Annotated in this window: 15 protein-coding genes; 11 read left to right on the top strand and 4 right to left on the bottom strand. The window is 62.2% G+C overall.

From position 1 onward, the window contains the following. The first annotated feature begins 24 nt into the window (after positions 1–24). The 4 genes from AB0362_RS20150 to AB0362_RS20135 all read left to right on the top strand — a co-directional run bounded on the left by AB0362_RS20150 (position 25) and on the right by AB0362_RS20135 (position 3,508). Positions 25–654, top strand: a complete 630-nt coding sequence (locus tag AB0362_RS20150) for a TlpA disulfide reductase family protein (protein WP_008720130.1) — start codon at positions 25–27, stop codon at positions 652–654. Next, complete coding sequence (locus AB0362_RS20145) at positions 651–1,283, top strand: TlpA disulfide reductase family protein (protein ID WP_080733221.1); 633 nt, start codon at positions 651–653, stop codon at positions 1,281–1,283. Before AB0362_RS20150 ends, AB0362_RS20145 begins: the two co-directional genes overlap by 4 nt. Beyond that, positions 1,280–2,167, top strand: coding sequence for a cytochrome c biogenesis CcdA family protein (locus tag AB0362_RS20140; RefSeq protein WP_032373339.1), 888 nt, complete (start codon positions 1,280–1,282; stop codon positions 2,165–2,167). The genes AB0362_RS20145 and AB0362_RS20140 overlap by 4 nt, the downstream gene beginning before the upstream one ends. Positions 2,168–2,266: 99 nt before the next feature. Next, positions 2,267–3,508, top strand: a complete 1,242-nt coding sequence (locus AB0362_RS20135; protein WP_008720147.1) for an Nramp family divalent metal transporter — start codon at positions 2,267–2,269, stop codon at positions 3,506–3,508. Between the two features lie 105 nt (positions 3,509–3,613). Here AB0362_RS20135 and AB0362_RS20130 read toward each other — a convergent pair whose 3' ends face one another. Then, positions 3,614–4,060 carry a VOC family protein gene (locus AB0362_RS20130; RefSeq protein WP_197077431.1) on the bottom strand — a complete coding sequence of 149 codons (447 nt, stop codon included), beginning with the start codon at positions 4,058–4,060 and terminating at the stop codon, positions 3,614–3,616. Positions 4,061–4,351: 291 nt separating this feature from the next. Between AB0362_RS20130 and AB0362_RS20125 the strand changes: the two genes are divergently transcribed. Next, positions 4,352–4,591 (top strand): hypothetical protein, encoded by a 240-nt coding sequence (locus AB0362_RS20125; protein ID WP_094689037.1) that lies wholly within the window; start codon positions 4,352–4,354, stop codon positions 4,589–4,591. Positions 4,592–4,901: 310 nt separating this feature from the next. On the opposite strand, the gene AB0362_RS20120 is transcribed toward AB0362_RS20125, so the two are convergent. Next, positions 4,902–5,189 carry a hypothetical protein gene (locus AB0362_RS20120; RefSeq protein ID WP_143545972.1) on the bottom strand — a complete coding sequence of 96 codons (288 nt, stop codon included), beginning with the start codon at positions 5,187–5,189 and terminating at the stop codon, positions 4,902–4,904. A 200-nt stretch (positions 5,190–5,389) separates the two neighbouring features. Here AB0362_RS20120 and AB0362_RS20115 point away from each other — a divergent pair, with 200 nt between their 5' ends. Both AB0362_RS20115 and AB0362_RS20110 read left to right on the top strand, forming a co-directional pair. Beyond that, a complete protein-coding gene (locus AB0362_RS20115; RefSeq protein WP_094689035.1) occupies positions 5,390–6,586 on the top strand; it encodes an ATP/GTP-binding protein in 1,197 nt (398 codons plus the stop codon). After that, positions 6,583–6,942, top strand: coding sequence for a hypothetical protein (locus AB0362_RS20110; protein WP_094689034.1), 360 nt, complete (start codon positions 6,583–6,585; stop codon positions 6,940–6,942). Before AB0362_RS20115 ends, AB0362_RS20110 begins: the two co-directional genes overlap by 4 nt. 330 nt (positions 6,943–7,272) lie before the next feature. Here the strand turns inward: AB0362_RS20110 and AB0362_RS20105 are convergent, their stop codons facing one another. Then, positions 7,273–7,485: a hypothetical protein gene (locus AB0362_RS20105; RefSeq protein WP_243610801.1), complete on the bottom strand. Its 213-nt coding sequence runs from the start codon at positions 7,483–7,485 to the stop codon at positions 7,273–7,275. Positions 7,486–7,987: 502 nt separating this feature from the next. Between AB0362_RS20105 and AB0362_RS20100 the strand changes: the two genes are divergently transcribed. Beyond that, positions 7,988–9,052 carry a DUF1524 domain-containing protein gene (locus AB0362_RS20100; RefSeq protein ID WP_243610800.1) on the top strand — a complete coding sequence of 355 codons (1,065 nt, stop codon included), beginning with the start codon at positions 7,988–7,990 and terminating at the stop codon, positions 9,050–9,052. A 98-nt stretch (positions 9,053–9,150) separates the two neighbouring features. Beyond that, on the top strand, positions 9,151–9,399 hold the full coding sequence (locus AB0362_RS20095) for a hypothetical protein (protein ID WP_243610799.1): 249 nt from the start codon (positions 9,151–9,153) through the stop codon (positions 9,397–9,399). Here AB0362_RS20095 and AB0362_RS20090 read toward each other — a convergent pair. Continuing rightward, entirely contained in the window at positions 9,389–9,787 is a 399-nt protein-coding gene (locus AB0362_RS20090; protein WP_094689030.1) for a hypothetical protein, read from the bottom strand. The two genes, AB0362_RS20095 and AB0362_RS20090, sit on opposite strands and share 11 nt — an antisense overlap. 845 nt (positions 9,788–10,632) lie before the next feature. Here AB0362_RS20090 and AB0362_RS20085 point away from each other — a divergent pair. Together AB0362_RS20085 and AB0362_RS20080 are read left to right on the top strand one after the other, a co-directional pair. After that, complete coding sequence (locus AB0362_RS20085) at positions 10,633–11,232, top strand: recombinase family protein (RefSeq protein ID WP_094689029.1); 600 nt, start codon at positions 10,633–10,635, stop codon at positions 11,230–11,232. A 145-nt stretch (positions 11,233–11,377) separates the two neighbouring features. Next, positions 11,378–11,998 (top strand): recombinase family protein, encoded by a 621-nt coding sequence (locus AB0362_RS20080; RefSeq protein ID WP_032390479.1) that lies wholly within the window; start codon positions 11,378–11,380, stop codon positions 11,996–11,998. Positions 11,999–12,247 lie beyond the last annotated feature (249 nt).

Raw genomic sequence — 12,247 nt, 5'->3', positions numbered from 1 at the left:
CTCTCGAGAAAGAAGGTCACGGCGATGACGCGCGGCTGGTCGATCGTCATGCTCGTCGTTGTCGTTGCATCGATCGTCGCACTGTGGCCCCGCTCCGGTGGCGTCGAGGGCGGCCCATCCGACGTCATCGCCAACAATGTCGCGCCGGTCGGACCCGAACCCACACTGTCCCGCCCGCCGGATGACGCGGCACGAGCAACAGCGCTACCGCTGTGTCCGCAGCCGGTGCCACACGAAGGTGGGCCGCTGGCGGGAGTGATGGCGCGCTGCATCGGCAGTGCCGACGATGTCGATCTCGTCGACGTTCTCGGCAGCGAGGTGACGCTGATCAACCTGTGGGCATCCTGGTGCGGCCCGTGCCGCACCGAGATGCCCGTAGTCGATGCCTACGCCGCAGAACCCGACGCGATCCCAGTCATCGGAATCAACGTCGAGGACCGACCCGCGGACGCGGCCGCGCTGCTCACGCAACTGGGCATCCGCTATCCGAACTACATCGACGGCGGCAGCGTCCAGGACGCGCTCTCGGCACCGCCGGTCCTTCCCCTGAGTTTTCTCGTCCGCCCGGACGGAACGATCGAGCGCATCACCGACCCGACAGTGTTCGAGACGACAGACCAGATCCGCACTGCAATAAAGGACTTCACCTCATGACACGTTTCCTACCCGTGTGGGTCGGTACTCGACGACAAGGCGGCACGCCCACCGCGGCAATCGGATCGATTCTTGCCGTCGTACTACTGATCTCCGGATGCTCCGCTGGTGCCGACGCTGCACCGTCCGGCGGGAGCTTCGACTTCGTCGCGCCCGGTGGCCGAACCGACATCGTCTACGACCCTCCCGAAACACGCGGAACCATAGGCGAGCTCGCCGGCCCCGATCTGATGGAGGAGGGCAAGACGACCGCTCTGGCGGACTACGACGGAAAGGTCGTCGTGATCAATCTCTGGGGTCAATGGTGTGGCCCCTGCCGCGGCGAAGCCGACGACCTCGAAGAGGTCTACGAGGCCACCCGTGAGCGCGGTGTGCAGTTCCTCGGTATCAATGTCCGAGATCCGCAGAAGGACAAAGCGCAGGACTTCGTGGTCGACAACAACGTCACTTACCCTTCGATCTACGACCCCTCGATGCGGACGCTGATCGCCCTCGGCGGGAACTATCCGACCAGCGTCATTCCCTCGACGCTGGTACTCGATCGCCAGCACCGGGTGGCCGCGGTCTTCATGCGAGCCCTGCTCACCGAAGACCTGCTTCCCGTCGTCGAACGGATAGCCGCGGAATGACGACTCTTCTCGCCCAAGACATCGGGTCGACGTTCCAGAACGCGGCATCGAGTGGGCCCCTACTGCTGGCGATCGCGGCATGCATGCTCGCCGGGTTGGTCTCGTTCGCCTCACCGTGCGTGGTGCCGCTGGTGCCGGGATACCTGTCCTACCTGGCAGGCATCGCCGGCGCCGACGCCCAATCAGCCCGCGACGCCCAATCAGCCCGCGGCACCCAATCGGCCTGCGAGGCTCAGTCAGCCGATGCCCGGACACCCAGCACCGCGACCGCCGGTACGTCGTCGACGGGTCTCGTGAATCGCTGGCGTGTGGCCGGTGCAGCGTCGTTGTTCGTCGCCGGGTTCACCATCGTCTTCGTCCTCGCCACAGCCTCGGTCTTCGGAGTCATCGGCACCTTGCGCATCAACGAGCAAGTACTCCAACGCGTGGGCGGGGTCATCACGATCATCATGGGTGCGGCGTTCATCGGGTTGATACCCGCACTGCAACGCGACACCCGATTCGCACCCCGGCAGATCTCGTCCCTTGCAGGAGCGCCGCTGCTCGGTGGGGTGTTCGCGCTCGGCTGGACGCCGTGCCTGGGTCCGACCCTTGCCGGCGTGCTGTCCGTGGCGGCAGGCACCGAAGGTGCAACCGCAGCCCGCGGGGTCACTCTCATCGTCGCGTACTGCCTGGGACTCGGCCTACCGTTCGTCGTTCTTGCGTTCGGTTCGAGTTCGGCGATGCGCGGTGTGGGGTGGCTTCGGAGGAACTCTCAGAGGATCAAGGTGGCGGGCGGTGTCATCATGATCGCCGTCGGCATCGCACTGCTGACCGGGGTGTGGGGGTTGTTCATCGCCTGGATCCGCAACGAATTCGTCAGTGCAGTGATCCTGCCCATCTGATCGTGATGTCGCCGAACCGCCACGCCGCATTGCATTGTTCGGGAGGCCGAACTATATTTTCAGGGTTCTGACATATTGTTGGTGCCGGAGGGTGTGGTCATGTCTGTGCTGCAGCGCCGATCGTCTCGGCCGCCCTCGAGGTTTCGGTCTGGCCTCGTTCTGCTCGGTCCTGCTTTCGTCGCCGCGATCGCCTACGTCGACCCCGGCAATGTCGCCTCCAACGTCAGCGCCGGCGCGCAGTTCGGGTACCTGCTGGTCTGGGTGATCGTCGCCGCGAACGTGATGGCCGGCCTCGTGCAGTTCCTCTCCGCCAAACTCGGCATCGTCACCGGAATGACACTGCCCGAAGTGGTCCGCGAGAAGTCGAGCAAGAGTGTGCGACTGGCATATTGGGGGCAAGCAGAAGTGGTCGCCATGGCGACCGACCTCGCAGAGATCGTCGGCGGTGCGATCGCTCTTTACTTGCTCTTCGACCTGCCGCTCCTGATCGGCGGCCTCATCACCGGAGCCGTATCGATGATCTTGTTGCTGGTCCAGGATCGCCGGGGCCAGCGCCCGTTCGAGTTCGTGATTCTCGGTCTACTCGGTGTCATCGCCGTCGGATTTCTTGCCAGCGTCGTCGTGGAACCGCCATCGTTCACCGCCGCTGCCGCCGGGTTGATTCCGCGGTTCGACGGCGCGGAAAGCGTATTGATAGCCGCCGCTATGCTCGGTGCGACGATCATGCCGCACGCGGTCTATCTGCACTCCGGCCTTGCACGTGACCGGCACGGACACCCCGAGGCAGGGCCTGTCCGGCAGCGGTTGTTGCGGATCACCCGGATCGATGTCGGGTTGGCGATGCTGCTGGCCGGTGCAGTGAACATGTCGATGCTGCTGTTGGCGGCCTCGACGCTGGGAGGCCGAGAGGGCGTCGATTCCATCGAAGGAGCTCACACAGCAGTAGGAGACACTCTGGGGCCGGTGGTAGCGCTGCTGTTCGCGGTGGGCCTGCTGGCCTCGGGCCTGGCATCGACATCGGTCGGGGCATACGCCGGCGCGATGATCATGGACGGCCTACTACGTCAGCGCATTCCGATTCTGGTGCGACGACTGGTGACACTTGTTCCCGCACTGGCAATTCTGGCCGCGGGGGTCGACCCCAGTCGGGCACTGGTCGTCTCACAAGTCGTCCTGTCCTTCGGTATTCCGTTCGCGCTCATTCCCTTGGTGCGGTTCACCTCGGACCGCATCCTGATGGGCGGCGATGTCAATCACCGGATCACGGCATACGCGGCATGGCTCATCGCGGGAATCGTCGTCGCACTCAATGTCGCGTTGATCTATCTGACCGTCGCCTGACTGCGCGCGGGTGGACAAGTCCAGCATGCGCTTATTTCAGGACGATGACCACGCGTAGCGCGTCGACGGACGTCCGGGTCATCGAGTTTCTGCTCGAGGGTGCGGTCAGGGTGCGCCGTTGCCTGCCGTGGTGGGCTCGTGTTGGCTTTTTTCATCGGTATGGAAAGTGATCAGATTGCCGTCGGTGTCGACAGCTGCGAACTCCGTCGTTCCCCAGTCCGTCGAGACGGGACGACCCGCGTCTGCGGGATGGAGCACTCCCGCGCGGGACATCTCGGCGTAAAGGTCGTTGATCTCGTCCACGGCGATGCGGCAGCTGGCTGTGCCGGCAAGGAACGTCTCGGCTCCGCTGCATACCGGCCATGCCGCAGGGTCTGAACGGGTATTCCAGCTGTCGTCGTCGGCGGCCCACAAGTGGATCTCGACGTCGTCGCGGGTAAGTCTCGCGAAAGTCGGGTCGGTGTACCGGGTCGTGAAGCCGAACGCGCGGACGTATATCTCTACAGCGGTGTCGATGTCTCGTACCGGCAGCGCAGGTACCACTTTCGACATGCCCATAGGCAACACTAACGCCGACGAGCCGGAGTAGGAGCCGAACCCACATCAATTGCTGGCGCTCAGTGCATTCGACTTCTGACACAGTGAACGCGACTCCTGAAACTGACAGGTGTCAGTTTCAGAAGTGGGCTGCACGATTTGCTGGGATTTCACCAGTGATTGCAGCCGTCTTCTGACAATCTGAGTGCAGAAGTGGAGTGCACAATCGGGGCATCGCAGGTCTCGGGTTGTCGGGGCTGCGGTGGGAGTGTGTGGACGGTCGATAGGTCGGCGAGAATTGTCGGCATGACGGACGAGCGGTCGGCAGAGACTTTTGTGGGGTTCGCGGTGCGCTGGGAACCGTACGGTGGTGCCGACGATGAAGACATCTTCGTCGCGTTCGGAATTTCGGGTGCGGAGTATCGGCGCCGGTTGTGGTGGGCCTTGAATCTGCCGGGCGGCCCGGACCTGGACGACGATGTCCGTGATCGACTCCGTGAGTACGCCCACGCTTACCACGCGCCTACACCGTCGTCCGGGCTGTAGCGAAGTTCGCGATGCCCTCAGTGGCGTGTGGGAATGGGGTGATTCCTACGGTGATCGCGACGTGAATCGACTTCCCGCCAGCGAGGGCGATCAACGCGAGGATCAGTAGTGTCGATGACGTTTGTCAGTGTCAGAAGTCGGCTGCTCTTCGTGCTGACGCCGGGGGTTGGCTTGGGGAACCTTCGGTGCGGTTTCGCAGCGCCCGCGTGATGTCGATGATCGTCATGACCAGCAGGACTGGTATGACAATGCCCAGTACGGCCGCGGACCCGATGACCGAGGCAACCAGAATTGGGTAGATGTCCACCGGTCAGGTCTTGTGGCTTACGTCGTTCGGTGTCGCCGTTGTCGTCGACGGTTCGGATTTGTGGTGCTCGATGATGTCGGCGTCGTCGGCGAAGATCAGCGTTCCGCTGTTCGTTGCGACGGCCCATCGATGGGGCATCGCCCAGTCTCGGCCGGCGACGGGGACGGTCAGCAAGTAGTCGGCGAAGTCCTCGACTACGGTCCCGGTAACGAAGCCGCCTTCTAGGCGTCGCACTTGGACTGTGTCACCAACGGTGGGTGTTGTCGTTGTGATGTCTACCGGATCGGTCATGACGGAATTGAAGCAGATGAACCCTCTTGGCTGATCATGCGTCCATCGATTTTCAAAGTCGTCGATGTGCCTGAGACCGGTAGGTTGCGGCCGAGGAGGTGCAGCTCTGGGTTCGAAGGTGACGGCACTGCTTGCACGTTTCACCTGCGGTCTCTTGTCGCAGCGGAGGCGCTCACGCCGTGTGTTGTACCTTCCCTGCCATGGCCAAATTTCCCAGGGTTCGAGAGCAACACATCGCCGTGTTCGGCGAGAGTGGTTCGGGCAAGACTGTTTTGTTGTCGTCTTTTTTCGGACCGACGCAGGATGGGGGATACGCGAACGATCTCTGGGACCTTGTTGCCGACGACATCGGCCAAGGGCATCGGCTCTACAGGAACTACCTCCGCATGCGGGACCTCGCGACGGCACCGAAACAAGACCGATACAAGGCGACGACTCATTACTTCTCGGTGAAACTCAAAGGCGCAGACACCGACGCAGCCAAGAAGCGGCCCTTCGACGTCCTCCGACTCGCATGGCACGACTATCCAGGCGAATGGTTCGAAACCGAGCCCAGCAGCGCGACGGAGCGCGAGCGGCGCACCGACACCTTCCGTTCTCTACTTCGGTCCGACGTCGCTTTCCTGCTGGTCGACGGACAGAAATTACTCGACCACCGAGGCGACGAAGAGCTGTACCTGAAGTCGTTGATGTTCAGCTTTCGTCAGGGGCTCTTACGAATCAAGGACGACTTGCTCGAGGACGGGCCTATCGTCGAGTTCCCTCGGGTGTGGATCCTGGCGCTCTCGAAAGCCGATCTGTTCCCGGACTGGGACGTCGACACTTTCCGCGATCTGATCATCGTCAATGCAGCAGCAGACATCGAACAGCTCCGATCGACCATCGCCGAACTCATCGACACCCCCGCTGCCCTGTCCATCGGGGAAGACTTCTTGCTGCTGTCCTCCGCCAAGTTCGAGCGCGAGTCCACTGGTCCACAGACGCTCGACATCGACTTGACCCGGCGTATCGGTCTCGATCTCGTCCTTCCGGTGGCGTCGATTCTTCCGCTTCAGCGTCGTGTGCAATGGCAGGAGAAGCACGACATTCCTGGCAAAGTGCTCGACTCGCTCGCCGACGGCGCAGAGTTGCTGGCAGCAGGCCTGACGGGTGAAAAATTTGCGGCGATCGAAAAGCTTCTAGCACTGGTCAACCCAGGTAAGGGCGGAAAGGCAAGAAAGATCGCCGCCGTCGCGCTGCCCATCCTGGCGGACGCGGCGCGGTTGGTGGGACCGAAACTCAGGGAGATGAACGCGCAGGCCCGCGCTCAGCACGACTACCTGCGAGCGACACTGACGCAGTTCAAGTTGGACCTCGAGCAGGGCGTCGACGACAAGGTGATCAGGAACCCGAAGTGAGCACCAGTTCCGGACCCTCGGACATCATCTGGTCCACTCGGGGCCGTAATTGGGGTTTTCGTTTTCTTCTCGACGCCGGACTCGGCGACCCGCTCCCGGACTACGAACGTGCTTTCGACGACGCTGGAGACGCGCTGACTGCGTGGCACCGCCAGGATGGACATGTTGCGCTTCGCATCGAGGATCCGCTCGGACGCCGAGACTCGGCTGGCCGTGTGATTCCCCACGAGTTCGTGATCTTCGGCGACCTCGCCACCGTCGTCGACTCCGTCGAGGACGGTCTTCGCCAGGTGTGGCCGTTGGTAGCCGAGATGTATGCGGGAATCTGGGATACTCCCACCCCTCCAGATAGCTGACAGAGTGCGCCGGACCCGCCGCGACGCCAACCTACCGAGATGCCATCCCATTACGTTGCCAGCGCACCCAGTTAGAAACCGCACGCGTCCTCCCGGCACGGCTTCGTTCAGGCGTGTTCGATCGGTGGTCTGAAGTCTCCGGACACAGTCGGTGCTCATAGCGACAATGCGCACTCCGACCGGGGAGCAGCACCCCATTGCCCACCCAGTTGGTGACCACGTGGACTGAAGACAACTGACCGGGTAAACGATCAACAGAAAACCCGACGACAACCTACGCTAAAGTTTCAGCCGCTCCCCCGGAGGCGACGCCGAGAATTCTCAAATCGGTTACACCTCCGGCGGGAACCGTCCGAACATTCCCACCTCTGACCCTCGCATGTACGCCTCGTGCTCGGCCTGTGCCCGTGCCGACAGTGCCGCGTTCTCTGCGCGCTGCGCCTTGGCCCGCTGGATTCCGAAATAGCCGCCGACACCGACAACGGCGAGCGGCACGAACACATACCAGAAGTTGATGACAACACCGAGGGCGATGAAGGCCATGATCGCGAAGGTCAGCGTCCCGACGATAGGGTGTTGGCGCCACACAGAGCGCGTGTCGACGGGCGGCGGATCGGGTTGACGTTCAACACCTCTCGTCCCACCATGGTAATGGTGGTGAACGCCGCCGTAAAAGTTGTTCCCCATGCGCGTAACGGTACTCTGCAGGGCAGCAGCCTCGGGCGATATCTGACCTGTCAACTCTCGGGCCTGTGCATGTGGGACAACGGCTTGCATCGGGACGTGTCGATGACCAGGTCCTATACCCTGCTTTTTCGTCTGTTGCCGACTACGGCCGCCTGATGTGGGCTCATTCCGGGTGAAACCGCTACCTCCTTGGCAGTGATGTTCTTCGCTAATCGCACTCGAAACTGCGAAACGGTAGCCGTCGCCGAATACTTCCACTGCGTCGGTTGCTGATCAGCTGCCCAACTACGATGTCGCCCGACTCGTTCATCAACGATCCTGGAGCACCACTGTGTCTTTTTCCGGCTGTTCGCCGCCTATGTCATCCGCATCGAAGAGTGTGCGGACGTGGCCGTGGATCGCCGGAGTGGCATTGTCCGGTCTGCTCGTCGTCGGTTGCGTGGATCCGTCGGGGGAGAGGGACGCAACGTCGCAAACCGATGCTGCGTCGTCGGCCGCCGATACGACAATCGACACCTCACGCGAAGCGGCTACTACCGAGGCCACGCCCACGCTTCCGGTCGATCCGCCGGCCATACCCGAACCGGTGGATCCATCCGTACCTGCCGCGGCGGTGGTCACCAACGCGGACAGCGCACAAACAGCCCTGACTATGCTGGCAACCGTGCCGATCAAGGGGCGAGCCCCGAAGACCGGCTACGACCGCGACCTGTTCGGGCAGGCCTGGACCGACAACGTAACCGTTGAGTACGGCCGCAACGGCTGCGACACCCGCAACGACGTACTTCGACGGGATCTCACCGCAATCACTGTGAAACCGGGATCCAACGGATGCGCAATACAAACAGGCACCCTGGTTGACGAATACACCGGGGCCACCATCGACTTCATCCGTGGTGCCGATACCTCGATGACCGTGCAGGTCGATCACGTCGTTGCTCTGAGCAACGCCTGGCAGACAGGTGCGCAGCAGCTTGACGAGCTCACGTTGCGGAATCTGGCGAACGACCCGCGCAATCTGCAGGCCGTGGACGGCCCGGCGAATCAGCAGAAAGGCGACGGCGATGCCGCGACATGGCTGCCGAGCAACAAGCCGTACCGGTGTACCTACGTCTCACGGCAGGTCGAGGTCAAAGCCGCGTACGGACTTTGGGTCACCCCGCCCGAATACGATGCCATCGTTCGCATACTCGGGGAGTGCGGCGCTACCGCCTCAATCCGCCCCGCCGAGTCAGCGCCCGCGCTGACACCAGCTCAGCAACCCGCTGCGCCAGCGCCGGTGGGTATGGCACCGGCGCTGGCGAGCGTGATCTACGCGAACTGCGCCGCAGTTCGCGCCGCCGGTGCAGCCCCCATCCGAGTTGGAGACCCCGGATTCAGTACCGAGTTCGACGGTGACGGAGACGGCGTCGGCTGCGAGTGACGACGACACACGTCAGGGGCAACTGTGGTGGGTGTGCGTTGCCCTGACAACCATCGCCGAACGCGAGTGCGCACCGCGTCCATATCGAGCTCGGCATCGTGACAACCGCACGCGACCGAATGGGTGCATCGGACAGCTACTCTGACCGAGAGCACATCGGTCCCTCGGCGAACGGATTGTGGGATCGAATCGCCAACGCCATCAACAATTGGCACTCTCGCATCGCGCCCAACCTGATCGCGCGGCTCGACGACACTTTTGCGGTCGAGTCCTGCGCAACACGCCCCGACATGCCGCTCATCTTCGTAATCAATCGTCCAGTCGGAGAGGCCGTTGCTATCCCGTGATGTCAATCATGTTGGCCTTGAGTACTAACGCGGTTTCGCTCGTGCCCAATGTGGTTTCATAGCTCCGACTTCCGGCGACCTCTGCGTAGAGCGTCACCACATCGCCATCAATGATTTCGCGTCCAATGACCGGATCGAAGTTCACTATGGTGTTGTGGTCGAACTCGTACCACTGGTTGCCTTCCACTGCAGAGGTGTCTGCCCGAAACATAGAGGTCCCGGTGACCGAGTCAAACTGGGTCACATACCCGTACACGACAACTCTTCTTCCCCGTTCGGCATCTGGATCGCGGACCAACACGCCGAATTCGCGTTCGCCGATTGCTGGGTAAGTTTGTCGGTCCAGCCGTGTTGCTTGAGCGTCGGCCGCTGCCTGTTGAGAATCCATAGCAACGCGATTTGCTTCGATTGCAGCCGCGTTCGGATCTGTCGTTACCGCAGCGGCCGGTGAGGGCGATACGGTTGGGACGGTGGTCGCTCGTTCGGCACCACTCGGAGCCGAACCTCCCGGGGGCGAAGGCGGAAGCGTGCGTGTGGTCGTCTGAATGGCGCGCGTAGAGTTCTCATTATTGTCGGCGTTGCCGAGAGCGACTCCTAGGAGGAGCACGCTTACCAACGCAGCACCTGCAACCACTGACTGAGGCGTCGTCAACGGCCACTTGTGCGGCTTCTTATGTTTCTGGTCGTCTATCCGCCGCCAGGTTCGACCGTCCCAGTAGCATTCGCCTGATTCGTATCGACCGGTTTTGGGGTTTAACGAACCCGACCCTGGTGGCGGTTCCATTTATAGGGCTTCCTCTCCTCACGGGATTTCCGTTGCAGATTACTCGCGGACCGCTGCAACTCTGCCAATGGCGGCCAACAGCAGAAGCGTGGCAGTCATCGACGTCGGGGGGCACTGGTCGGGTTGTGCATAAACAGGCCGCGTCGGTGGCGTGCCGTCAATCGTCCGCCTCGGAAATTACACTCCACGGTCTCTCGCACGGCTCGGGCTTCTTGAGATCACCTCGGCAGGCTCATCGCGATTTGTCTCGCGGGTCCGGGTTGAGAAGCTTCCTGCGGGTTTGGGTGTGCGTTTAGACCATCGTCATACCGGACGAGTGCGAACGGGCCACTGGGAGTGATTGACCACGACGTTCTCTCGGCCAAACCGTCCACTGGAAGTGTCCACTTGATTGGTCCAGCTTCCCGTAGTCTCTACTGGACAGATCGAGTTCAGCAGGCCGGAGGGGAATGAAAATCGGGTACGCGCGGTGCAGCACCGCCAGACAGGACACCTCCGTCCAAATTGGACTGCTCGCCAAGATCGGTGTCGAACGCGACCGGGTCTATATCGACCATGCCGTCAGCGGCCGTCAGGCAAAACGCCCCGGACTCGAAAATGCCATCAACGCCAGCCGCGAAGGCGACGAATTCTGCGTCACCAAACTCGACAGACTCTCCCGATCAGCCGGAGACCTCCACGAAACCGTGAACCGCCTCGCCGCTAGGGGAGTAGCACTATTGATCGACGGCAAGGTTTACGACCCAGCGGATCCCATGGGCAAAATGTTCATCGGCATGCTCGGTCTGATGGCCGAATTCGAGTCCGACCTGATCCGAGCCCGCACGCGCGACGCCATCGCCGCAGCCGCAGCCGCCGGCAAGATGAAAGGACGGCCCCATACGCTTACCCAGGAAGAGCGGGCCTACCTGCTTCAGGTGTACGAAACTCGTCAGTTCAAGATCGAAACACTCTGCAAGAACACCGGATTGAAACGATCCGCCCTCTACAGCAACCTCACCCTCGCCAGGGAAGAACGAGACGCTCTAGCAGTCGCGAGAGGTGAGTAGTGCAGTCCACTTCTGAAACAGTGCAGTCGTCTTCTGAAACTGACAGCCGAATCGGTCGACGCTCGGACCAGCCTGTCGGTGTCTTGATAGATAGTGTTGCAAGTAATCCCAGTTTGATCGCAGATTCCGAGACGAAGGGCTCCAGGTGGACGAAAACCTGATCGGGTACGCCCGGTGCTCCACACGAGGACAGGATCTACGAGCGCAGCGCACAGCCCTTCGCAAGATGGGCGTCGACACCGGCAACATCTACACCGACCGCGGATACACCGGGCGCAATCGCGAGCGGCCCGGTCTCACCGAAGCTCTCGCGGCAGTGGGGGAGGGGGACACTTTGGTGGTCACCAAGCTCGACAGACTCGGTCGGTCGGTGACCGACCTCAATGCGATCGTCACCGAGCTCGATGCCAAAGGTGCACGGTTGATCTACGGTGGCCAGGTCTACAGTCCAGGTGATCCGTCGAGCAAGATGTTCTTCACTGTTCTCGGCGCGATGGCCGAGTTCGAGGCCGACCTGACTCGCGCACGCACCCGTGAGGGCGTCGCGATCGCTAAAGAGCAGGGCCGGATGACCGGACGCAAGCCCAAACTCACTGCACTGCAACACGAACGCATCCTCAAGGACTACGAATCCGGCGAGTTCGGTGCCGTGAAACTCATGGAGCTGTACGGCCTGAGCCGATCAGCAGTCTACGCCGCCCTCATTCGGGCCCGCGAGCAACGCGACGGAGCACCCACACCCCGCGCCACAACCGCCAGGAGCTGACACACAATGAGCACCCACGCCAATCGCCACACCACCGACACGACCGGTGGCGCTCAGTTCGGCCTTGCCGCCGAGGCGACTTCATGACCGCCGAACGGGTGGTCGCACAGTGCGCCTGGTGCGACCAGTGGCACTCCGAGACTCCAGCGAATTCGGTGCCGGCCGATCCGGTCTATCACGACGAGTGCCGCCCAGCCGGCGTGCACGGCTGGACCGCCGCCGATGCCAAGGCTGCTGGCCCTGCTCGGC

The sequence above is a fragment of the Rhodococcus sp. NPDC079359 genome (assembly GCF_040702585.1).
Lineage (GTDB): Bacteria > Actinomycetota > Actinomycetes > Mycobacteriales > Mycobacteriaceae > Rhodococcoides.
This window is presented reverse-complemented; position numbering and strand designations above follow the sequence as displayed.